Genomic DNA, 23,565 nt, shown 5'->3' with positions numbered 1-23,565 from the left:
GCGGCCGGCAGGTGCGTAGCGCAGTTCAGCGCGCCGCGTTGGCGTCCATGACCGCGTTGCGGCTGGCATCCAGGTACTGCGCCGGATCGCGCATCCCGCTGGTGTGGCACTGCCCGGTGGTATGCCCGCGGTTGATCGCACCGGGCAGCTGGCCGTAGGCCTTTTCGGTAGTACCGTCCTCCGGGTCGCTGAGCACCAGGTCCGAGGCGATGTTGCAGTAGTCGTTGACCCACCAGTGCGTGGTCTTGAACGAGGTCGTGTAGTAGTTGACCTTGGCCCGCGCCCAGTTCGGGATGCCCGCCAGCCAGTTGGCCGCGCCGTCGTAGGTCATGTCGCTGTTGGCCCCGCAGGCGATGCCGAACCACGAGCCCACCGTGGCAAGGATCCCCGACAGGTTGGTGCCCTGGTAGGGCGTGCCCACCGACTGCATCAGCCGCGCGCCGCTGGCCTGGTCCAGACCGCTCCAGTAGTAGGTGTACAGGTGCAGCGCCGCCGCGCCGCCCTGGCTGTGCGCCACGGTGCCGAACGAAGTCCACTGGCTGCCAAACTGACCCAGCAGTTGGGCGAACTGGTCATGGCTGCGGTTCTGGTTGGCATCCAGGAAGGTCGAGGCGTTGCTGAACTGGCTCTGCGGCCACACGCCCTCCGAACAGTAGCCGTGCACCAGGAGCAGGCGGCCACCACTGGCCGCCTGGGCCTGCAGCCGGCTGCGCTGCGGTCGCGGGCCCATACGCATGGCCTCGTCGATGGTCACCGCTGTGGCCGGCGTGCGCAGGGCCGTAGCCAAGGCGCGGCTGGCCGGCAGGGTGACCGGCAGATCAGCGGCCTGGTCCAGGACCACGAACTGGTCCGGGTCCTCGATCCGCACCTGGCGCAGGGTGAACGGCGCCCGCGCCCCGGCCCGCGCCGCCCAGCGCGGATCGAAGCCTACCGGCAGCCGCCCGTCGCGCGGCGCCACCATGCCGCCGACCCAGGCCACCGGCACCTGAGCGCCATCCCGCGCCGTGCCCCAGACCTGGGCATAGACGCGGTAGTGGTCTGTGGCGGCGGCCGTGGTCGCCACCGGCAGGTCGAGCAGCAGGCGGCCACCGGCCGCATCGGCCGCCAGTGCGGTGTCGCCGGCCAGGCGCAACGACCGGGCAACCACCGGCACCACGTGCTCGGCGGTGCGCACGAAGGCCTGGCCATCGGCGCTGGTGCCGCGCACGACCACCTGGGCCACGTAGGTGCCGGGCGCCATCGCCGGGAAATCCCCGCCATAGCGCCCGTCCCCGGCCGCGCCGTCGGCATGGCGTCCATCGTCGAACATCGGCCAGGCGGTGATGGCGCCATCGGGCGCGATCACCCGCAACTGCGCGCTGCCGATCCTCCCGGCCTGCAGGGCCACGCGGGTACGGCCAGCGGCATCGCTGCCGGTCAGCACCGCGTCCAGGCCAATGCGCTGGCCTGCCCACTGCCCGCCCGCCTGGCGGTAGGAGGCCAGCTGGGTGCCGGCATCGCCTTCGGCCAGCACATAGCCGTGGCCTGGCGCGGCGCCGCGCAGCTGCAGCGACCAGGTGCCGGGTGTGGCCTGGTCGAGGCGGAATTCAGTACCGCGCTGGGCCTGCGGGCCCTGCCCCAGCACGGTAGAGGCCGCCGACAGTGCACCAGCGCTCGCCGCAATCCCGGCACGCGGTGTCATGACCTGGCCGTCGGGTCCGCGCAGGGTGGGCTGCCACGACGCATCGCCGGTGAACATCACCCATCGCAGGCGGCCGCCTTCGGCCGGCAAATCGACGTGCGCCCGCGCCGGGGCGCTCGCATCGGCAGGATCTGCGGTCAGTTCGACCGGCAACAGCGCGCTGCGCGAGAGGATCGGCGAGGCGGCCGGATCCGGGCGCCGCATCGCGGCGAAATCCTCCGGCGGGCCGGACAGCTGCTTGGGCACCAGGGGTGCCTGCTGGGCCAGCGTCGGGGTGGACAGGCATGCCAGTAGGCATGCGGCGGACAGGTTCCAGGTCCTGGACATCGGGCTCTCTCCTTTTGCGGGATGTCCGGTGCGCAGGCGGGCACGGCGGCAGCCGGCCGGTGCGTCATCCGGGCAGCGCCCCCTCGCCACGCCCGGTGTGATACGCAGGTGCGCCCCCTTTTGCACGGCGCGACGCAACACGGCGTGCCGGCGCGGCTGTGCTTGCGTTGTCGTCGGCGGCGCCCAACATGCAAATGATCTTCCCGCGCCAAACCCCACCCGCGCGTGCGCTTTTTAACGCCTCGCGGGCGCGCGAGCCGCCGCTCCAGTCTCGAAGGCCAGGGATCGCGCCTTGCCCGGATCAACCTATTCGACGACGAAGCGCACTTCGACCCGGCGATTGGGCAGCAGGCATTCCAGCAGCGCCGCGCGCGGCTTCACCCCGGTGCATTGCTGTACCTGCTGGGTGTCCCCGCGGTATTGGTCGTGGATGCGCTCGGCGGGGATGCCGCGGCCGATCAGCAGCGCGCGCACGGTGCGCGCGCGGCGCTCCGACAAGCGCTGGTTGTCGTCGTGGCCGCGGCCGTCCATCCGGTCAGCATGACCGACCAGCTCCACCCTCTGCAGGGTCAGCTTCTCTTCGGCGATGCGCCCCAGCGCGCGATCCAGGCTTTCCAGCGAATGGGTGCGGATGTCCTTGTAGCCGTCGCGGTCGAACTCGAACAGCACGTTGGCCACCAGCGGGATCGGCGCGGCGGCTGGTGCGTCCGGCCGTTCGGGCACGTCGCACTGCCGCGCCAGCGCCTCGGCGTCGTTGACCAGGTCCTCGGCGATCTGGATGTAAGGCTTGGCATGGCGCCATTGCTGCTGGTTGAACTCGTTGCCGGCATGCACGAGTTCCACCTCGCCGCAGGCGGCCACCTGCTGCGCGCAGCTGAAGCCGGCGTTGCCATGCAGCGCGCGCAGGCGCTGCCACAGGTCGTCGCGCAGGTACTTGGCGTCGTTGACCAGCGGCGTCTCGGTCGGGATCGTCGCGGCGTCGTGCTCCATCAGTTGCACCAGCTTCTCCGATTCGCTCAGCGCGCCTTGCGGAAACGCGCTGCGGTCGTTACGCGTGTACTCGTGGAAGGACACATCGAGCCAGCACTGCGCCTTGGCCATGCCGTAGTCTCGGATCGGGCGCCCTCTGTCGTTGAGCCCCTGGATCCGGTCCTGCATCGCCTGATAGGCCTGCAGGTCGGCATCGATGGCCTGGTCGGTGATGCGCGCCTGCTGCGGCGACAGCCGGGTCTGCTGCGCGCTCGTACCGGCGCACACGCCCAGCAGCAGGATCGTGGCCACGGTCCGCGACAGGGGAAGCGATTTGCGAGTGGTCGTCATGTCATGGCTCCTCAGCGCGCCGGGTCGCGGTAACGGACGGGATCCCGGCGGAACAGGTCCTCGTCGAATTTGAAACGCAGTCGCAGGAAGACGCCCTGCTGGGTGTACTCATAGCCGGTCAGGTCGGCGTCGCCGGCGAAGCCCGACCAGTTGTAGCCAGCCGACAGCCACAGGTTCTGACGCAGCAGCCGCCCGACCTCCAGGCCGTACGCGTACTGGTTGGCACCGCGCTGGCCGCGGAACGCGGAGCCCAGCACGCCGACGTCCCAGTTCTCGGTGAGGTCGTAGACCACGCGCCCCGATACCAGCACGGCGTGGAAGCGGCTTTCCACGCGCGCGCCGTCGGCGTAGGCGAACTGGTCGCGCTGCAACTTGCCGGCCACGCGGCCAGTCAGCCACCACGGGCGCGACGGATGCCAGTCGGCAAGAGTGGAGACGATGTGGGCACGTGTCCGCACGTCCTGGCTGGTGCCCTCCACCGCCTGACCATCCAGCAGGGTCAGCCCGCTGTCGTCGCGCTCGAGCTTGTACTCGTAGCGCGCCAGCAGGTTGATCCGGTTGGTATCGGTGTCGCGATAGGCGGCGCCCAGTTGGAACCGGTTCTGCAGGACATCGCCGCGCGCGGCGTAGTCGGTGCTGAGCAGGTAGTTTCGCCCCAGCAAAGTCCAGTCGCGGCTGAGCTTGCGCGCCACCATGAACTGCAGCAGCGTGGTGTCGAACGCTTCGTCGGTGTCCGTGGAGCCAACATCACCGGAAATACGGTACTCGACGCGAGCCGAGCCATGCCACAGCGGATTGGCGCTGTAGTCCAGCGCCAGCGCCAGGCCGGTGGCATCGCCGGTGTTGCCGTCGTAGACCTTCACGTGCTCGGCCGAACTGCTCAGGCGCAGGCCTTCGCGCACGTCCCAGGTGTTGCGCACGCCGGAGGCGGCCTGCACGTCGCGGCCGCTGATCGCATCGCGCAGCCGGTACTCCGAGAACGCCTGGGTGTCGCGCATGTAGCTGCTGTCGATGCCGAATACCAGCGCATCGGCCTCACGGTCGGTGGTGGTGATGCCATAGGCGCTGGTCAGGCCAGTCTGCTTCTCGTAGCGGCCGTACACGCGGCTGCGTTCCATGAGCTGGTAGTCGACCCCGGCGGAGATGCGATTGCGGTCTTCTCCGGACACGCTCTGCTCGTATTCCGCGCCCAGCGACAGCTTCTCGCCGACGCGGTACCCGGCGCCAAGACGCGCGCTGTCCGATTCCAGCCGGGTCCCGATCGGAAGATCGCTTGCGGTCCCGGTCAAGGCGCTGCTGGAGCCGATGACCGGCAGGCCGGTCAGGGTATCCAGCGGTTGCTGGCCATAGCCCAGCGCTCCGCCGCCCGAACCGGTGGCAAAGCCGCCCGTCAGCCCGCCGGCATCGCCATAGCCGGGAGAGGAGGACCAGGGTGAATACGCGCCGACCGTCTCGCGGATCGAACGCAGGCCGACATCCAGAGTCAGCTTCTCGGTCGCGCCGACGCGCACACCGGCGCCGCCGGCATCGCGCTTGCCGCCGTCCGGATTGCGATCCTCGCTGCGCAGGCCTTCGGCGTAGAGGTCCACGCGTTCGGTCAGGTGGTATTCGACCTTGCCGTTGTACTCGCCACGCCCGCCGTACAGCGGCGAGGCCGCGTTGTTGAACGCCGGATCGGTGCGTGCGGCAAAGACATTGGCATCCAGCTTCTCCCCATCGTGGCCGAACTCCAGGCGCCAGGCATCACCGCTGACCTTGCCGCTGAGATCCTGCAGGCCCGGTGTCACCGCCTGGTTGATGGCGTTGGTATTGATCTCGCTGCGGGTCTGGGCGAACTCGGCGACCAGGAACGTGTTGGGTCCGAACCGGTAGCCGGCATTGGCGCTGCCCATCTGGAACTCGGCGAACGGATTGCGGTCGTCAACCAGGTTGGCGCCCACTTCGAGCTTGTCGGTGACCTTGAATTGTCCCTGGGCGCCAAACACCCAGAATTTCTCGGTGCCCTGGTCCAGTTCGTAAGTGATCCGCAGCGACACCGGATTGAGGCCGCTATCGAAGCTGGGCAGGAACTGGTTGAGCAGGATGCGTCCGGAGAACGGCTCGAAGCTGTAGTCGACCAGCCGCGCCAGCGGCTGCACCGAGACGATGCGCGAGGGCTGGTTGCGGTCGCGCACGATCACTTCTACCCGTTCGCTGCCTTCCAGCACGGCGTTGTTGCGTAGCGCATAGGGGCCGCTGCCCTGGCTGGCGAACTCCTCGATCACCTGCCGCAGCGAGTCCTGGATGGCGAACACGTTGGAACGCAGGCGCGCGTCCTCGTAGTGCCAGCCCAGGCCGGTGGCGGTGCGGTTGTAGGTGCCCAGGGAGCGCTGCGGGATGCTGCCGCGCGTACCGATTCCGGTGGCCGTGGCCAAGGTGTCGCCGGTCTGGAAGTCTCCATACAGCAGGTAGCTGCAGCGGTTGTCCACGCGCACGTACAGGCGCTCGGCAGAGCGCGCATCGAAGCCACGCAGCGAGGCATCGCCGTAGACCGGATAGAACTCTTCGGGCTGGATATCGCGCAGCAGGCGCCCACGCACCTGCTTGTCCGAGTCGTAGGCGGCGGTGAGCAGGTACTCGCCCTTGATCCGGCCCTTGACGAAGAACGCGGTGCGCGCGGCGGCGCTGGCCTTGCCGTTGTTGAACTGCTTCTCCCAGCGGCGGATGTCGCGCTCGAAGACATCGTCGTGATCGACCGGCGCGAGGATGCCGCTGTTGTCGCGACGGCCGAAGTTGATGACCCCCTCGATCAGGCCGGTGGCGATCATCTCGCGCATCTCCGGCACGAACCCGATGGTGCCCTCGGCGCTCTGGCTTCCGGCGGTGACCCGCAGCACCACGTCCTGCGGCTGGTCGGGCGCAAGCAGATCGAACTCGGCCACGCCATCGTCCACCGGCAACTGCACCCCGGGAGTGACCTTGTCGGCGTCGGCGGCGCCCGGCCCCAACTCGTCGGTGCGCGAGCCGGGCAGCAGGATCCTGCCGCCGCTGTTTTCGATGGTGGCGAAGGAGCGTCCGGCCAGCGGTTGGCCGTCGGCACCGAGCAACTGCACCTTGACGTGGACCGGCGTCTGCCCGTCGGCCGGCGCGCCGTCGCGGTCCACCTCCACCAGTACTTGGTCCACGCCGTGATTGACCCGGTAGTCCACCTTGCCCGACCGCGTCACCACGGCCTGCGGTGCGGCATCGACGGTCGTCGGCGAGCGCGGGTACAGCGTGCCGGCCTCACCCAGCACCGGCGTGAACCGGCTCGTGCCCACGTTCTGCTGGGCCATGGCCGGAAGCGCCGCGAGCGCGCAGGCGAGCAGGGTCAGCCGCGGCAGGCGGCGCGTGGTGACGGGCCGGCTCATGGCTGCACCTCCGCAGGAACGGATGCATCGGGCGGTGGCGTGCCCCGCGGTTTGACGATGGGCTGCTGGTTGGATGAATCGGCGGCCTGCTGCGGCGCGCGCAGCGGCTTGCTGCTGAAGCGCAGTGGCGCCTGCCCGGTCTCGCTCTCCGGCGCGCGCACCTCGCCCTGCGTGCGCCGCGCCTTGACCTGCTCGATCACCGGGTTGGAGCAGCTGCCCTCGACGAAGTCGGCGCGATGCAGCTCGCCGTTCTTCAGATCGATGAACAAGCTGTCGGCATCGCCCAGGTTGCGGTTGCTGCTGGTGGTCAGGCGCACGCCGACCGGCAGCGTGGACGCATCGACCTTGAGGGTGTGGCTCTGCGGCGGCAGGCCGCAGTAGCTGTACTTGCCTTCCGAATCGCTGACGACCCACGTGCCGTCCTCGAAGTACAGGCGCACGCCGGGGATGCCGAGTTCCTCGCGGTCCTGGACGTGGTTGGCATTGCAGTCCACGAAGACCTTGCCGAGCACGCAGCCTTCATCGGTGAACACCCCACCGGTGACCCGCACGCGGTACTGGGCCTGATTGGAGGGCAGCGAGCCGGACAGGGGCTGCAACGTGACCGGATCGATGCAGCCACCGGCGATGGAGCAGCCGTGGGCCTGGGCGCGGTTGATGCCGTCGCCCTGCTGCGCACCGACGCCGACGCGGACCCGGTAGGTCAATGCGATCTGCTGGCCGACCTGGATCGGCCCGGTGGTGAAGCCCAGGATCGGGCCCGGCTTGCCCAGCGGCTCGGGCGCGGCCGCGCCGTTGGCGCGCGCGGTGCCGTCGATGTAGGTGAAGCCGCGCGGCAGGCGATCGACCACGTTCACCGTCTGCAGCGCACTGCCGGCGGTCTGGCGGATGGTGATGGTGTATTGCACGGTGTCGCCCACTTCCACGGTCTGCCGATCGCCGGTCTTGGTGATCGCCAGGCCCGTGGTCACCGCGGTGTCCAGCGGGATGTGGTTGTGGACGATGCCGGCGGTGGCCGACCCGGCGAACAGCCGCAGGTAGTACTGGGTGGCCGTGCCGACCGGTCCGGTCGGCGCCAGCGCGTTGGGCTGGACCTGGTAGTTGCTGCCCACCGCGCCGGACGGCGACAGCGAATTGCCTTCTGCCGGGATCAGCGTGGAGACGAAGACGTAGCCGCCCGGCGGGGTCACCGTCAGCGCGAACTCGCAGCGCGCCGGGGCCGCCGGGCCGAACAGGAACTGGTAATAGCCGTCGTTGCCGACGGTCATCGACACCGCATTGCCTTCGATGCGGTAGCCGCCGGCCGTGGTGTTGAGCAGGCTGGTAGCCGGGTCGTAGCCTGCGCAGACACCGACCGGGGCCAGGGTGACGATCGCACCGGGCACCGGATCGCGGGTGACCGCGTCATAGACCACGCCCGACGGATCCACCGGCAGGCTTTGCTGCGGCAGGTTCTCGCCGGCCTTGAGCACCACTTCCAGCTGGCTGACGCCGCCGTCGCTGACCCGGCACGAGCTGGTGCCGCCGTTGCTGATCGCCGCGTCGGCCGCGCACGAGGCGGCGGCGCCGGAAGCGGTCTCGCCGCTGACGGGGAACGCCCAGATCACCCCAGAGCTCGGATCGCGGAAGCGGATGTGCCACTTCTTCGCGGGGATCACGTCGCCGAAGCGGTAGCTGCCGTCGGCGGCGCTGAGCGTGGTCTTGACCACCTGGCCGCTGGCCGGATCGACCAGTTCGACGATCCAGCTCTGCAGGCGCTGATCGCCCCCATCGAGCATGGTGTCCTCGTTGCCGATGTCGAACCACACCGTGCCCGACACCGAGGCGGCCAGCTGCACCTGCGTGGGCAGGCGGCAGGCGTTCTGGGTGATCGCCGGGTCGCACACCGGCAGCTGGGTCACCTCGCCGTCGAACGCGCCGCGTTCGGCCGCGCTCGGGCTGTGCGCGGCGTCTTCGCCGCCGCCCTGCACCAACACCGCGTTGTTGACCGGGCTGCCCGTCGCCGCCGCCGCACCGACCGCGACCTGCACCTGGATGCGGTCGCCTGCCGTCTGCCCGGGCGCGATCAGGGTGCTGGCCTCGCAGCTGAAGCGGTCGGCGCCGACTGCGCCGGTGCAGGTCCAGCCACTGCCGGTAGGCAGCGCCGCCAGGGTCACGCCCGGCGGCAGGCGGTCCTGCACCTGATACACGCCCGCGGTCGGACGCGGGCCGATGTTGCGCACGCTGATGGTGTAGGTGGCGGCGTTGTTGACGGTGAACTTGACCGGGTCGGCGAGCTTGCTGACGACCAGGTCCGGGGTATTGGCGATCTCGCCGAAGTTGTTGTCGATCGACTGCGCGCCCGGTGCCAGGACCACTGCGGAAATCGCAGACGGCACGGTCTCGCGCGGGGTCGCAGTCCCACGCGTGACGCTGCCGACGGTGCCGGCGGTGGTGAGACCATTACGGGTGTCGGCCGGCTGGTCCGGTTCGGTCACCGTGTAGGTGCCAGGACGCAGGTTCTCGAAGCGGTATTGGCCCTGCGCATCGGTCTGCACGCTCAGCTGCACCGCGGCGCCGAGGTCGTCGGTGCCGGTGAGTACCACGCGCACGTTGGCGATGCCCGACTCGTCGCTGCCGACCACGCCGTTGTCGTCGTTGTCGTAGTACACGCGACCGGACAGCGACGCCGCCGCCACTTCGCCGAAGTCGTAGTGCTGGCCCTGCTGGTTGGCGCCGAGCACGATGGTGGCGATCGCCGACGGCGTGGTGGTCACGCCGGTGGCGGTGCCGCCCTTGTCTCCGGGTACGGTCTTACCGTTGAGGGTGCCAGTCGGCTGGGTCGGCTCGGTCACCGTGTAGGTGCCCGGCAACAGGCCGAGGAAGCTGTAGTTGCCGGTCGCATCGGTCCTGGTGGTCAGGTTGACCGCCTGGCCGTTCTGGTCGGTGCCGGTCAGCACCAGCTCCACGTCGGCCAGGCCGGTCTCGGTCGGGTCGATCACGCCGTCGTTGTCGTCGTCGCGCCACACCCGTCCCTGGATCGCGCTGCCGCTGGGGTTCTCGCCGAAATTGAACTCGGTGCCGTCCAGGCCCGCGCCCAGCTGGATCTGCGAGATACGGTCGGTGCTGGCCACGTCCGGGCCGCCGGGCGCGGCCACCGCGGTGCCGGCCACGCAGCTACCCGGCGCGCACGCCGCGCCGCCGATCTGACCAGGATTGATCGCGCTGGGACGGTTGCTGTACTGCCCGCTCGGCAGCGGCTCGCGCACGCTGTAGGTGAGCGTCGGATCCAGGTCGTCGAAGCGGTAGGCGCCGTTGCCGTCGGTGCTGGTGGTGGCCAGCACAGCCCCGGTGGAGGCATCGAGCAGTTCCACGGTGGCGCCGGCGATCGCCGGATCGCTGCCGTCATGCACGTTGTTGAAGTTCAGGTCCACATAGACCCGGCCGGACAGACTGGGGCGACGCACTTCCGGGAAGTCATAGCGCAGTGCCGCGTCGGCCGCGCCGACCGGGATGGTGGTGTAGCCGGAATCGGGATTGCCGGCGGCGTAGGTGCCGCCCAGCGACGGCGCGCTGGCGCCCGCGGTCGGCGGGTCCACCGGCCCGTTGCGATAGCCGGTCGGCTGGGTCTGGCTCAGCGTGTAGCCGCTGACGCCCGCCGCGGCCAGGTTGTCGAAGCTGTAGCGGCCGTCGGCTGCGGTGGTGGTGCTGCGGTTGACCGCATTGCCGTAGGCGTCGGTGCCGCTCAGCACGAGGGTGACGCCGGCGATACCGGGTTCGCCGTTCTGCTGGATGCCGCCGTTGGCGCCGGCGCGGTCGCGGTCCTCGAACACGGTGCCGGCCAGCGACGCGCGGGTGACCAGGATCGGCACGGTGGCGGTGTTGTTGCCCGGAACCCGATCGACCTGTTCGGTGGCGATGGTTGCGGTGTTGTTGATCGACGCCGCGCCCGGATAGGTATCCCAGCGCACCGGCACCACGATGCGCAGCTTGCCGCCGACGGTGACGTCGCCGAGGGTGCAGGTCAGCGTGGCCGAGGCCTGGGTGCAGCTGCCGGTGCCGTTTGGCACTTCGCCACCTCCGCCGCCGGGGACCGGCCCCTTCTTCTGCCAGGTGACCTGGCCCACGACCACCAGCCCGGCGGGCAGCGTGTCGCTGACCACGGTGCCGGTGCCGTTGAGCGGACTGCTGCCGCTGCGGTCGCGCGACAGGCTGGCGCCGGGGCCGTTGTTGATGCCGTCGATGACGTAGAAGAACGGCTGGCGCAGGCCCACCGAGGTGGCGTTGGCCGGCAGCGCCACGTCCGGATCGGCATCGGGCGCCGTGGTGACCACATGCTTGCTCACGCCCATATCGGCCGACGCGCGGATGGTGGTTTCCTGACTTGCGCTGTTGTTGGCGGTATTGCTGTCGGTTTCAGCCGATGTGGCCTGGGCCAGGTTGGTGACCGTGTCGCCGGACGCGCCGGGCGCGGTGTCGTAGCGATAGCGCAGGTACAGCGTGCTGGTCTGGCCGGAGGCAACCACGCCGGCGACATTGGTGCTGAAGCCGATGCCGGGCATCACGCAATCCAGCACCTGCGCCACGCCCACGGTGGGATTGCTGCCGGAACTGATCGCGCAGGCGGTGGGATCGAAGCTGCCGGTCGGCGTGGGCGAGGCACCGATGAAGGTCACCGTGCGCCCCGACGGCGGGGTGAAGGTATCTGTCAGGCGCACGTCGGTGGCGACCGACGGACCATTGTTGCGAATGGTGACCCGGTAGGTGATCAGGTTCGCGCTGGGATTGATCGCGTCGTAGCCGAGCGGATCCACGCCGCCGGTGAAGCCGGTGTCCACTTTGTTGGTGATCAGGTCGACCTGGCCGGCCTCGAACGGCAGCTGCGCGCTCTTGCTGTCGTCGCTGGTGTCGGTATTGAAGTCGTAGGTGTTGCCATCGCCGTCGGTGCCCGCGGTGGCATCGCCGTTGCCGTCGCCATCGAGGTCAATCACGAAGTCGGCGGTGTTGTCGAACTGGCGGCCGGTGTTGCCGCTGTTGACGTTGGGCCGGATCACCACCTGCAGGGTTTCGGTCTGCTCGTTGGTGAGTGAGGCCAATGCCGGACACTGCACGGTGACCTGCGCCGGCGTACCAGTCGGGTTGGCATAAGAGGTGCCGCCGGCATCGACGGTGACGGTCACCCCGGCGCCGGCGGTGGCGGTGCAGGTGCGGTTGCCGGCACCGGTGCGCTGGGCAGACACCAGCACGAAGCCCGAATCGTTGGCCGGCAGGGTGAACACGTCGCGGAAGATCACCCCGGGCACCGTCGACGGGCCACGGTTGATGTAGGACATCACGTAGGTGGTATTGACGCCGGCGCGGCCGGGCGTGCCCGAGGAAATGGTCTTGGCGGTGGTGGCGACGTTGGCCACGCGCGCGATGCGGATCCAGTCCGAGGCTTGGTTGTTGGCCCCATTGAGCTCGCCCACCGAGCCGGCCACGGCCGCGTCGATGCCCACACCGGCGGTGTTGCAGAAGGCGCCGCTGATGGCCACGCCGCCGCAGGTGCCGGCGGCCTGGTTGTCGCTATCGAACAGCGCGCGCTTGACCTGGATGACGATCTGCGCGGTGGCGCCGTTGCCCAGTGCGGTCGTGCCCGAACGGCACACGACCGAGGCGTTGTTGATGGTGCAGTTCCAGCCCGCCGGGGTGGTGGTCACGCTGATCTGGGTGCGGCCGTTGACGAAGCCGGGCACGGTGTCGTTGACCACCACGCCGGTGGTGCTGTCCGGGCCGTTGTTGGTCACGGTCAGGGTATAGCTGAGCGTGTCCTGGTTGGCCGCCAACACGTTGTCACCGTCGCCGGGACCGTTGGTCTGCTTGGTGATGGACAGGTCGGCGCGCTCGTCGGTGGTGCGCGTGCCCGCGCCCGAGCAGTCGTTGCCGGTTTCCGGATCGCGGTCGATGCCGTTGCCGGTCAGCGGCTCGATCGAGCCGCCGGAACCGCCCGTACAGGCGTTGTTGAGCAGGTTGGCCGACGAACTGCGCGCGCGTGTCAGCAACTGCAGGGTCGGTGCCTGGGCGCCCACCGCCAGCGGCAGCGAGCCGGCGCCCAGGTCGCAGCTCACGTGCTGCACGCTGGAGCCGCTGTAGGCCTGGTCCACGACACAGGTCCACGCGCCTGCGGCGAAAGCCACACCCGGCTGCGCCACAGTGCCGTCCGGCTGCAGCAACTCTTCGCCGCTGGCCAGCGTATCGACCGCCTGCACCTGGCCGGTCGCCGCACGTGGGCCCAGGTTGCGGACCACGATGGTGCTGGTCATGCGGCTGTCCTGGTCGCTGCCGACCCCGCTCCACACCGGCACCAGTGCCGGCGTCTTGGTCTTCTGCAGCGACAGGTCGGCGCCGTCGGCGAGCACGGTGAAGGTGGTGCTGCCGGTGTTGTCGACGTTGTTCGCATCGGGCGTGTCGGAGGTGACCGTGGCGCTGTTGGTGACATCACCGCTGCTGTTGGTGCCCGACGCCGGCACCGTGCTTTCGATGGTGAAATCGGCCACGGCGCCCACGGCCAGGCTGCCGTTCAACGCGCAGGTGCGGGTGGCGTTGCCGTTGCTGTCGGTACAGGTCCAACCGGTCGCGGCGGTGCCGCCGGTGACCACGAACCCGGTCGGCAGGTTGTCCACGAAGCGCGGATTGACCGCCGCGCTGGGGCCCTGGTTGCGTACCTGGATGTTGAAGGTGACCGGTTGGCCGGAGATCGCCGGCGAGGGATTGACGCTCTTGCTCAGCGCCAGGTCGGCGCCGGCGGTGACCGCAGTGGTCACGCTGCCGGTGTTGTTGTCAGGCAAGGGATCCGGCGTGCCGCCGGCCTCCACCCGCGCGGTATTGATGATGTTGCCGCTGGCGGCGGTGACGCGGGCGCGGAAGGTGAAACTGCTGCTGCCGCCATTGGCCAGTGCGCCGGCATGGGTGGCGGTCATGCTGCCGCTGTTGAAGGTCCAGCCGCTGCCGCTGAAGCTGTTGGCCACGTACTGCACCGCCGCCGGCAACGTATCGACCACCCTGAAGCCGGCTGAGCTGCTGGGGCCGGCGTTACGCACGGTGACGGTATAGGTGACCTCGGCGCCGGCCACGACCGGATTGGGCGTGGCGGTCTTCTCCACGCTCAGGTCGCCTGCCGATTCCAGCGTCGTGGCTTCGAGGCGCCGGTTGTTGGCGGGGTTGCTGTCGCCGGCGAAGAACGCATCGGTATCGGCCAGGGAGGCGATCGGCGTGCTCGCCGCGGGCAGACCGGCTTCCACGCCAATCGCGCCGCGGATCTCGATCGTGCCTGGAGCCAGACCTACGGTGCTCACCGGCAACTGGAAGGTCACCGGCGCGCCGTCTGAGGAGAAGGTGCCGACCAGCGTGCCGACCCGGCATTCGATGCGCTGCGCATTGCCGGCGGCGACGCTGCAGGTGCCCGGCAGCGGCGTCCCGGCCTGGGCGCCGGCGGGGAGGTCAAAGATCACCACCGCATCGTTGACCGTGTCGGCAGCGCTGTTCTCGACGGTGACGCTATACACCACCATCGCACCTGCCGGACTGGGGTCATAGCCGGTGTCGGACAGATTGGTGAGCTGCAAGTCCGCCGCCGCAGCCAGGCTCGGCGTGGTCAGTACGAACAGGGCCAGTGCAGCGCTCCGGAGCCACGTTCCGCGCTGCGCACCGGCCGCGGGGAGCCCCGCACGCAGCCACGCACGCAGCGCCGCCGCACGGCAGCCGCTCATCAAATCCACCATGTCCCTGTTCCCCGCGTTCCAGTTCCTGATCGCGATCAGCGCAAAGGACCAGGCTCGAGAGAGTCCGGTCAGTCGTGATCGAAGATCAATCCGGGAACGGCGTGCCCCCCGCCCCGATTGACGGCGGCGATCTTGAGGCGAGGCGGCGGTTCAATCAGTAGCAATTGCTGACACTTGCTCTCACTCGCTCACAGACCGCGCGATCAAGTCGCCTTGGCACAGCAGCGGCCAGCGCGCGTGGCGAGACCGCGACGGTGGACTCAGCGGATCGTCGATGGTGTGTCGTAGAGATGCGTCAGACAGGCACATCGCATGGCCGAGGCGAATGCGACCTACTGCTTGCTCAGCATGTAGCCCTGACCACGGACCGCGCGTAGCGGCAGTGGTTGATCGAGCGTGCTCGCCACGCGGCTACGCAAGCGGTGGACGAGCACTTCCAGGCGATGGGGATCGAAGTCCAGGGGATGCTCGGTCAACGAGGCAATCAGCACTTCCCGATCCACGGGTTGACCACGGTCGGCGAACAGCACGGTGAGCAATCCGCGTTCCTGCTCGGTCAGGGCCAGGCCGCGCCGATCGGGGCCGTGCAGGGTCCAACCGTCCTTGCTCAGGCGCCAGTCCGATCGATCTGGCTGCGGGTCACGTTGCACCCGCCGCATCACACTCTGGAGCGCGGCCACCATCAGCGCGTGGTCGTGTGGCTTGAGCAGATAGACGTCGGCCCCCTGCCGCAGGCCAAGCGCCATGTCATTGACGGCGGCCCGCCCGGTCAGCATCACGATGCCGAGTTGCGGCGCGATCTGGCGCAGGTATTGGGCGGCCTTGTAGCCGTCCTCTCCCGGCAGGGACACGTCGAGGATCACCGCATCGCAGGGATCGCCCAGAAGATGGCGATAGAGCGCCTCGGCGCTCTCCAGGCCGAACGCCAGCGCGCCCTCCTGCCGCAGCTCGGCAACGAGGATGTCCGCCAGCTCCCGATCGTCCTCGACGATGGCGACCTTCAGGCCGGCCAGCGCGCCACCACGCTCGCCCGCAGGCGCATGGTCCTGTCCGGGCGCGCTCAACCTCCAACTCCTGCCGGCAAGCGGGACCGGGTATGCAGGTAAGGTCCCTTCCCTGCGCGGCTGAAAGCGCTAGACGGGCTTGGATAGGAGACAAACATGGATCAGGCCTGCTCCTCGACCGTCGGGCTTGGCAGGTGCGCCGCCTCTGACGAAAACTCCAACAGGAAAGCACTGCCCACCTCGGTGCTGTCATCGAGCCAGATGCGGCCGGCGTGGCGCTCCATCAGGCCCTTGGCCATCGCCAGTCCCAGCCCCGTGCCGCCACCTTCGGGCTTGGTGGTGAAAAAGGGCTCGAAAATCTTCTCGCGGATGGCCATCGGAATGCCGCCACCGGTATCGGCGCAGCGCAGACGCACCCCATCCCCCATCGGGGCTGCGCTGATCTGGATCGTTCCACCCTGCGCCATGGCATCGTCGGCATTGGTCACCATGTTGAGCAGGATCAGTTCCAGCTGATGCGGATCGAACCAGACCCGCAGTCCCGCAGGAATGTCGCTGACGAGCTTGACGCTCGGCTTGGCCGCCTGTTTGAGCAATGGCAGCACATTGTCGACCAGCTTGGCCAGGTCCATCAGCTGGGGCCGCTCATCGCCCTGGCGGGTGAAGTTCAACAGCTTCTGGCTGACGGCCTGCGCACGCCTGGCGGCCGCGTCGATCCCATCCAGTGCGGCTTCGCGCGCCTGGGCGTCGGGTGCCTTGCGCGCCTGCCGCGCATAGCCCGACACCAGGCTCAGCAGGTGATTGAAATCGTGATTGAGTCCAAGGGCCAGGCGTGCAACCGCCTTGACCTTCTTCGTGTTGACCAGGTGGTCTTCCACGCGGCGGCGTTCTTCGATCTGGTGCTGCAAGCTGTCGTGTGCCAGACGCATCTGCTCCGAATAGCGTTGCGACTCGCGCAGGCTCTGTCGCAACGCTGCGGAGGTTCTGTCCATGACGATGGCCAACAGCAGGAAGATCACCGCGCTGATCACGCCATCGCCAACCGTATCCGCAATGCCGAAGCTGCGCGCATCTGCCCGTACACCGATGGCAAAGGCCAGCATGATCGACAGGAACATGCTCCACAGCGCCGCACGCCCCAGCGCGAGGGCGGCGATGGCCAGCGGGACGGCCAGGATGGGCTGTTCGAAGCGCTGTCCGGTGAAACCACTGGCGGCGTAACTGGCACACACCGAGATCGCGAACACGGCCAGGAGCTGGTAGGTGGCCCAACGAAAGCGGCCGGTCCTGATGAGCCAGAAGCTCAGCAGGCAAACCGCACTGAACAGCAGGCTCAGACCGAGGCTTGCCAACTCTCCCTCGCGCCAGGGCACGGGCACGGCGATTCCCCTGTATAGCCACGCCATCGGCGGGAGCGTGACGAACAGCAGCAGCACAATCTGGAACATGGGCGCATTGCGCCGGTCCACCGGGTCGGAGACCGGAACGCTGCGCAACCAATCGCGCATCGATGCCACGGGCTTGTTCAGCATGCAGAAAATCCCATCGTGTGGTCGCGACCCTCGCGCCATTCCAGGCAACCCACCTGCGTCAACCTCGCCAGCACGAACGTCGGACCGCGCCAGCGCAGCGCTCGTAAGCTTAACCGTCTGGCGGCTGTTTTCATCGGCGGGCCTGTATCGTTCCGTTCCATGATCACGCCGCCGTTGTCCCCATCGTGGGTCCATCATTGGGCCATGGTGTTTCGATTGACGCGTTCGACCGTGCATCCCGCGCCGCTCGCGCGCAGATGCGCCCATTGCCCGGAGACGCGGAGGTGAGCGTGCTGCAGGGCCTGCGCACCTTCGTCGAGCGCCACGACCGGATCTTCGTGCTGACCGGTGCGGGCTGCAGCACCGGCTCGGGTATCCCCGACTACCGCGATGCCGAGGGCCAGTGGAAGCGCGCCCAGCCGGTGACCTACCAGGCCTTCATGGGCGAGGCCGCCACGCGCCGACGCTACTGGGCGCGCAGCCTGGTGGGCTGGCCCCGGTTCCTGGCCGCGCGGCCCAATGGCGTGCACCGAGCGCTGGCTGCATTGGAAGGGCGCGGCCAGGTCTCGATGCTGCTCACGCAGAACGTCGACCGCCTGCACCAGGCCGCCGGTAGCCGCGAGGTCATCGACCTGCATGGGCGCCTGGACGTGGTGCGCTGCGTGGGCTGCGAGCGCCGCACCCCGCGCGAGGCGTTCCAGGCCGAGTTGATCGCACGCAACCCCGGGTGGCTGGAACTGGAGGCCGGGATCGCACCGGATGGCGATGCGGATCTGGAAGCGGACTTCGACGCCTTCGACATCCCGGCCTGCGCGCACTGCGGCGGCATCCTCAAGCCGGACGTGGTGTATTTCGGCGAAAACGTACCGCGCGAGCGCGTGCAGGCGGCCCGGCACGCGCTGGACGGCAGCGACGCGATGCTGGTGGTGGGTTCCTCGCTGATGGTCTATTCCGGCTTCCGCTTCGCCCAGTGGGCGCACCAGGCCGGCACGCCGATCGCCGCCCTCACCCTGGGCCGGACCCGCGCCGACGATCTGCTGACGCTGAAGGTGCAACATGACTGCGCCGAGGCGCTGGGCTTCCTGCGCGACGACGTGCCTGCCTGACCGCAGGCGCCGCCATGGCGGTGTGAGCACACCAGGCGCCGCCGCCCGCCGCACCGCGCGCGGATCCGCGCCGCACGCTGCCGTGCGCCCACCGCCAATGGCGCCGAAATCCCTCCATGCGTTCCGGATTCGGCGCGGCCGGTCCCGCGCCACGGCCTATACTGCGGCCCACCCGCCCGACGATTCGCCATGCGCCTTCGCGCCACCGCGGTCATCCTCGCTGTCGCCCTCGCGCTGATCACGCCGCGGGCACATGCCGGCCCATCCGATCCCGGACACTGGGCCGACACCACGCTGAGCTACGACGGCGCCGCCATCGACAACCTGCATGGCGGAACACGGACCGGCGGCACCTATGTCGGCAACCTGCACCTGCGCAGCCTGCTCGACCTGGAACACGCACTGGGCTGGCAGGACACGCACGTCTTCGCCGACGCGCTGTGGATTCACGGCGGCCAGCCCGACGCCCGGGTCGGCGACGCGATGGGGGTGAGCAACCTGGCTGCGCCGCCAAACCTGCAGCTGGAGGAACTCTGGCTGGAGCACAACGTGCAGACAGCCAACGTCTCGATCCTCGGTGGGCTGTACGACGTCAACAGCGAGTTCGACCGGCTGCAGTCGGCTGGGCTGTTTCTCAACAGCTCGTTCGGGATCGGCCCGGAATTCTCGCAGACCGGCATCGACGGTCCGTCGATCTTCCCGCGTACCGCACTGGGCCTGCGCTTGGCCTATAAGCCGCTGGCCAACGTGGTGCTGCGCGCCGCCGCCATGGATGGCGCGCCGCTGATCCGCGACCACGATCGGCTGCGCGCCTTCCAGCCCGGAGACGGCTGGCTCTATGTGGCCGAACTCGCCCTGCTCGAACGCCCCGGCGCGCGGCCCCCACCGGACGCGCGCCTGCGCATCGGCCGCAACGCCATGCTGCCGATGTACGCCGGCAAGTTCGCCGTTGGCGCCTGGCACTACACCACCACCTTGGACCGCCTGGTGCCGGACGAGGGCCGCACTACCCAGCACGGCGCCACCGGCTATTACGCCGTGGTCGATCGCACCGTTTGGCACGCACCGCATGATGGCGAGCGCAGCGTGTCGCTGTTCGGCCAGTTCGGTGCCGGCGATCCGGAGGTCGCGCGCTTCGGTCGCTATTTCGGCGCGGGCGCGGTGCTGGCCGGTCCGTTTGCCTCGCGCCCGCAGGACGAGCTCGGCCTGGCCCTCGCGGTGGCGCGCAATGGCCGTCCCTGGCGGCAGCAGGCGGCGCGACCGACCACGACCACCGAGCGCTCGATCGAGGTCACCTACCTGGCCCAGGTCTGCGGCTGGCTGGCCGTGCAGCCGGACCTGCAATACGTGATGCATCCGGACACCGACCCGACCGTGCGCAACGCGCTGGTCTTCACCTTGCGCTTCGAACTGTCGACCACGTTATAGCGTGCCTGGCGCGATGGGCCCAGCTGCCTGAAATTGGCGCGTCTCGCCGCTCACCGTGCAGCACCGGTGCGCTGGTATGCGCGACAAGGCGACCACCTGGAAGGTGTCGCCACGCGGCCTGAACGCTTCGTCTTCATCGACGGGCTCTGGGCGTGACGCTGCGATCCAGCCGTCCCGGTTGATGCGTGAACGCGCAGGGTGCCCAATGGCACGCCCCCTCGCTTTTGAACCGCCCGTGAGCCAGCTGTTCTCGCCCCTGTCCCTTGGCCCGTTGACCCTGCCCAATCGCGTGGTGATCGCGCCGATGTGCCAGTACTCGGCCGAGGAAGGCCAAGCCACCTCGTGGCATGCGCAGCACCTGGGCAACCTGGCCCAGTCCGGCGCCGGGCTGCTGATCCTGGAAGCCACCGCCGTCGAGGCGCGCGGCCGCATCACCTGGGGCGACCTGGGCCTGTGGGACGACGCCACCGAGGCGGCGCTGCGCGGGGTGGTCGACAACCTCCGCGCCTGGTCGCCGATGGCGCTGGGCATCCAGCTGGCCCATGCCGGGCGCAAGGCCTCCACCCACAAGCCATGGGAACATGGCGGCGCGGCCATCGCGCCGGACGCCGAGCACGGGTGGCAGACCGTCTCGTCCAGCGCGCACCCGTTCAACGCCGGCGACCCGGCCCCCGAGGCACTAGATCAGGCCGGCATCGACGCCATCGTGGCCGCCTTCGCCGACAGCGCGCGCCGCGCGCATGCGCTGGGCTTCGACCTGATCGAACTGCATGGTGCCCATGGCTATCTGCTGCACCAGTTCCTCTCGCCGCTGAGCAACGATCGCACCGACGGTTATGGCGGCACGCTGGAACACCGGATGCGATTGCCGCTGGAGGTGTTCGACGCGGTGCGCGCGGCGGTGCCGGCCAGTGTGGCGGTGGGCATGCGCATCTCGGCCAGCGACTGGGTCGAGGGTGGCTGGGATGTCGCCCAGAGCACGGTCCTGGCCCAGGCGCTGGAGGCACGCGGTTGCGATTTCCTGCATGTCTCCAGCGGCGGCCTGGATCCGCGCCAGCAGATCACCCTGGGCAATGGCTACCAGGTGCCGTTCGCCCGTGACATCAAGGCCCAGCTCAAGGCGATGCCGGTGATCGCGGTCGGCCTGATCACCGACCCGCAGCAGGCCGAGGGCATCGTCGCCAGCGGCCAGGCCGATGCGGTGGCCCTGGCCCGCGGCGTGCTCTACGACCCGCGCTGGCCGTGGCATGCCGCCGCCGCGCTGGGCGCCAGCGTGCATGCCGCCCCGCAGTACCTGCGCTGCCAGCCGCGCAGCGCGAAGGACTTGTTCGGCTGATCCCAGGCCGGCGTCCGCGCATCGCTCACGGTGCGCGGATCACAGTGAGGCTTTCTCTTTTCGGAGTCATGAAGATGCAGATCGGATTCCTGGGCCTGGGCAACATGGGCGCGGCGATGGCACGCAACCTGCTCAAGGCCGGCCACACGGTACAGGTGTGGAACCGCAGCCCCGCCTCGCGCGAGGCGCTGGCCAAAGAGGGCGCGCAGGCCTGCGACACTCCGCAGGCGCTCGCCGGCGCGGAGGTGATCGTCTCGATGCTGGCCGATGACGCGGCCGTGCGCGAGAGCGTGGTCGACAGCGGCCTGCTCGCGGCGCTGCCCCGGGGCACGGTGCACGTGAACATGGCGACCGTCTCGGTCGCCTTCGCCCGCGAGCTGGCCGCCCAGCACGCCGCACGCGGCGTGGGTTACGTGGCCGCCCCGGTGATGGGCCGTCCGGACATGGCCGCCGCGGCCAAGCTCAACATCATCGCCGCAGGCAAGGCCGACGACCTGGCCCGCGTGCAGCCGGTGCTGGACGCGCTGGGGGTGAAGACCTGGGTGTTCGGCGAGGCCCCCGAGCAGGCCAACGCGATCAAGCTGGCGGTGAACTTCTGCCTGGCCAGCGCGGTGGGCACGATGGGCGAAGCCAGCGCCTTCGTGCAGGGGCATGGGCTGGCGCCAGCGGACTTCATCGAACTGATCACCAGCACGGTGTTTGCCGCACCGGTGTATCAGGGTTATGGCGGCCTCATCGCGCGCGAGCAGTACGCCCCGGGCGGTTTCAAGCTGGCACTGGGACTGAAGGACGTGGGCCTGGCGCTGGCGGCGGGCGAAGCCGTGCGCGTGCCGATGCCGCTGGCCAGCACGCTGCGCGACGGCCTGCTGGAAGGCGTGGCGCAGGGCGACGGCGACCTGGACCTGGCCGCGCTGGCCAGGGTCAGCGCGCGCCGCGCCGGGCGAGGATGATTTCGCTCCCTGGACCTGTTCCCTCGGGCAAAACGATGAAGTGCGGGATTCTCCGCTTTGCTGTTGGCGGCGCCCGCCGGTTGCCCGATGCATCTTGATGCTCGCGCCGCCGGACAGCCTCGGTGGACCGCCGCCAGTGAGCGAGGCCGCAACCCGCTGAACGCCTGGCCACGCTGTGCGCCGCGCCACGGATCGCCGCGGCGCGGCTTGAGCATGGCCATGCCCTGCCGCTAAGGTGCGATGCGGCGCGCACCAGGCGCGCGAGGTGTCAACGGAGGACACATGCACCATCGCCACGTGAGCCCCTGCCAGGAGCGAGCGCCGCAATGACGGCGGCCACACCCGCGCAGGCCCACACCTCCGAGGTGATCGGCCCGGACCATCCCGAGCATCCCGAGCACCGGCTGTACGCGCAGATCGCACGCGGCGTGCACCAGCTGGATGCGGAAGTCGGCCGCGCGCCGGACGAGGCCAGCGCGCGCATGATCGCGCGGCTGATGCCGCTGGCCCGCGAGAAGGGCTTCCGGCGCGTCGACCACGTGGTGCTCAGCCGCCACATCGGCTTGGTCGAACAGGGCGAAAACGTGTTCCTGGTGCAGGGCCGGCTGGACGATCCCGCGCACAAGCGCGCCTTCATCAGCACCGACGAGGCGACCGGCACGCCGGTGGCCGATTCGCTGCGCCGGCTCGATGCCGCCAACGCGCGGCGACGCCGGCGCAACAAGCGCGGCCACGCCGAAGAAGACGACGACTGAAACCGTCGCGACCGCGCGCGGGGTCCGCGTAAGATGCGCGGCCTATGCGTGACCACATCCTCACCCTGTCCTGCCCGGATCGCACCGGCATCGTCTACCGCGTCAGCGGCCTGCTGTTCGAGTCCGGCTGCAACATCCTGGACGCGCAACAGTTCGGCGACGCCGAGAGCGGCCGGTTTTTCCTGCGCGTGCATTTCGATCTGCCGCAGGCGCTGGACATCGAGGCGCTGCGCGCGCGCTTCGCGCCGTTGGGCGAGGCGTTCGGCATGGACTGGCAGCTGCACGACGCCAACGCCAAGGCACGGCTGTTGGTCCTGGTCAGCAAGCAGGGCCACTGCCTCAACGACCTGCTGTTCCGCACCCACAGCCGGCAACTGAAGGTGGAGATCGCCGCGGTCGCCTCCAACCACGCCGACTTCGGCCCGCTTGCGGCCTCCTACGACGTGCCGTTCCACCATCTTCCTGTCGATGCGTCCAACCGCCAAGCCCAGGAGCAGGCGATCATCGACCTGGTCGAACGCGAGCGCATCGACCTGGTGGTGCTGGCGCGCTACATGCAGATTCTCTCCCCGCATCTGTGCCAGGCCCTGGCCGGACGCGCGATCAACATCCATCACAGCTTCCTGCCCAGCTTCAAGGGCGCCCAGCCTTACCACCAGGCGCACGCGCGCGGGGTCAAGATCATCGGCGCCACCGCGCACTACGTAACCCCGGACCTGGATGAAGGCCCGATCATCGAACAGGACATCGCCCACGTGAACCATGCCATGACCCCGCGCGACCTGGTCCGCCTGGGCAGCGACATCGAGTCGGTGGTGCTCGCGCGCGCCGTGCGCCGCCATGTCGAGCACCGCATCCTGCTCAACGGCCACCGCACCGTGGTGTTCCGATGATGGGCTGGGGACAGCTGCTGAGCCTGGCCTTGATCGCGATGGCCGCCGGGCTGGTCATCGCCCTGGTGGCGGTGGGAATCAAGCTGCTGCTGGAGAAGCGCGGCA

General features: G+C 69.3%; 12 protein-coding genes. 6 read left to right on the top strand and 6 right to left on the bottom strand.

Features of this window, described 5'->3' with window-relative positions:
- Positions 1–25 precede the first annotated feature (25 nt).
- From ACORQU_RS08060 to ACORQU_RS08035, 6 genes are all read right to left on the bottom strand, one after another.
- The gene (locus ACORQU_RS08060; RefSeq protein WP_491644459.1) at positions 26–2,008 is read right to left on the bottom strand and encodes a choice-of-anchor X domain-containing protein; all 1,983 of its coding nucleotides are present in this window, start codon (positions 2,006–2,008) and stop codon (positions 26–28) included.
- Positions 2,009–2,314: 306 nt separating this feature from the next.
- Positions 2,315–3,328 carry an OmpA family protein gene (locus tag ACORQU_RS08055; protein ID WP_491644457.1) on the bottom strand — a complete coding sequence of 338 codons (1,014 nt, stop codon included), beginning with the start codon at positions 3,326–3,328 and terminating at the stop codon, positions 2,315–2,317.
- Between the two features lie 11 nt (positions 3,329–3,339).
- Positions 3,340–6,717 (bottom strand): hypothetical protein, encoded by a 3,378-nt coding sequence (locus ACORQU_RS08050; RefSeq protein ID WP_491644455.1) that lies wholly within the window; start codon positions 6,715–6,717, stop codon positions 3,340–3,342.
- Positions 6,714–14,444, bottom strand: a complete 7,731-nt coding sequence (locus ACORQU_RS08045) for an SdrD B-like domain-containing protein (protein ID WP_491644454.1) — start codon at positions 14,442–14,444, stop codon at positions 6,714–6,716. Before ACORQU_RS08045 ends, ACORQU_RS08050 begins: the two co-directional genes overlap by 4 nt.
- A 344-nt stretch (positions 14,445–14,788) precedes the next feature.
- Positions 14,789–15,520, bottom strand: a complete 732-nt coding sequence (locus tag ACORQU_RS08040; protein ID WP_491644452.1) for a response regulator transcription factor — start codon at positions 15,518–15,520, stop codon at positions 14,789–14,791.
- Positions 15,521–15,621: 101 nt separating this feature from the next.
- Entirely contained in the window at positions 15,622–16,968 is a 1,347-nt protein-coding gene (locus tag ACORQU_RS08035; protein ID WP_491645008.1) for a sensor histidine kinase, read from the bottom strand.
- A 281-nt stretch (positions 16,969–17,249) separates the two neighbouring features.
- Between ACORQU_RS08035 and ACORQU_RS08030 the strand changes: the two genes are divergently transcribed.
- The 6 genes from ACORQU_RS08030 (at position 17,250) to purU (ending at position 23,460) form a co-directional block, all read left to right on the top strand.
- The gene (locus ACORQU_RS08030; RefSeq protein ID WP_491644450.1) at positions 17,250–18,098 is read left to right on the top strand and encodes an NAD-dependent protein deacetylase; all 849 of its coding nucleotides are present in this window, start codon (positions 17,250–17,252) and stop codon (positions 18,096–18,098) included.
- A 189-nt stretch (positions 18,099–18,287) separates the two neighbouring features.
- Positions 18,288–19,526 carry a carbohydrate porin gene (locus ACORQU_RS08025; RefSeq protein ID WP_491644448.1) on the top strand — a complete coding sequence of 413 codons (1,239 nt, stop codon included), beginning with the start codon at positions 18,288–18,290 and terminating at the stop codon, positions 19,524–19,526.
- A 205-nt stretch (positions 19,527–19,731) separates the two neighbouring features.
- A complete protein-coding gene (locus ACORQU_RS08020) occupies positions 19,732–20,862 on the top strand; it encodes an NADH:flavin oxidoreductase/NADH oxidase (RefSeq protein WP_491644447.1) in 1,131 nt (376 codons plus the stop codon).
- 74 nt (positions 20,863–20,936) lie between these two features.
- The gene (locus ACORQU_RS08015) at positions 20,937–21,812 is read left to right on the top strand and encodes an NAD(P)-dependent oxidoreductase (protein WP_491644445.1); all 876 of its coding nucleotides are present in this window, start codon (positions 20,937–20,939) and stop codon (positions 21,810–21,812) included.
- A gap of 326 nt (positions 21,813–22,138) precedes the next feature.
- The gene (locus ACORQU_RS08010; protein WP_271647849.1) at positions 22,139–22,567 is read left to right on the top strand and encodes an XVIPCD domain-containing protein; all 429 of its coding nucleotides are present in this window, start codon (positions 22,139–22,141) and stop codon (positions 22,565–22,567) included.
- Between the two features lie 44 nt (positions 22,568–22,611).
- Positions 22,612–23,460, top strand: a complete 849-nt coding sequence (purU, locus tag ACORQU_RS08005; RefSeq protein ID WP_271647850.1) for a formyltetrahydrofolate deformylase — start codon at positions 22,612–22,614, stop codon at positions 23,458–23,460.
- Positions 23,461–23,565: the final 105 nt, after the last annotated feature.

Source organism: Pseudoxanthomonas sp. JC1303, from assembly GCF_058448525.1.
Note: the sequence above shows the minus strand (reverse complement) of the source record. Positions and strands in the feature narration are given on the sequence as shown.

Bases quoted from the DNA above. Each gene is read 5' to 3' on its own strand.
- ACORQU_RS08060 (WP_491644459.1), bottom strand. From the start codon at position 2,008: ATGTCCAGGACCTGGAACCTGTCCGCCGCATGCCTACTGGCATGCCTG.
- ACORQU_RS08055 (WP_491644457.1), bottom strand. From the start codon at position 3,328: ATGACGACCACTCGCAAATCGCTTCCCCTGTCGCGGACCGTGGCCACG.
- ACORQU_RS08050 (WP_491644455.1), bottom strand. From the start codon at position 6,717: ATGAGCCGGCCCGTCACCACGCGCCGCCTGCCGCGGCTGACCCTGCTC.
- ACORQU_RS08045 (WP_491644454.1), bottom strand. From the start codon at position 14,444: ATGAGCGGCTGCCGTGCGGCGGCGCTGCGTGCGTGGCTGCGTGCGGGG.
- ACORQU_RS08035 (WP_491645008.1), bottom strand. From the start codon at position 16,968: ATGCGCGATTGGTTGCGCAGCGTTCCGGTCTCCGACCCGGTGGACCGG.
- ACORQU_RS08030 (WP_491644450.1), top strand. From the start codon at position 17,250: ATGCGCCCATTGCCCGGAGACGCGGAGGTGAGCGTGCTGCAGGGCCTG.
- ACORQU_RS08025 (WP_491644448.1), top strand. From the start codon at position 18,288: ATGCGCCTTCGCGCCACCGCGGTCATCCTCGCTGTCGCCCTCGCGCTG.
- ACORQU_RS08020 (WP_491644447.1), top strand. From the start codon at position 19,732: ATGGCACGCCCCCTCGCTTTTGAACCGCCCGTGAGCCAGCTGTTCTCG.
- ACORQU_RS08015 (WP_491644445.1), top strand. From the start codon at position 20,937: ATGCAGATCGGATTCCTGGGCCTGGGCAACATGGGCGCGGCGATGGCA.
- ACORQU_RS08010 (WP_271647849.1), top strand. From the start codon at position 22,139: ATGACGGCGGCCACACCCGCGCAGGCCCACACCTCCGAGGTGATCGGC.
- purU (WP_271647850.1), top strand. From the start codon at position 22,612: ATGCGTGACCACATCCTCACCCTGTCCTGCCCGGATCGCACCGGCATC.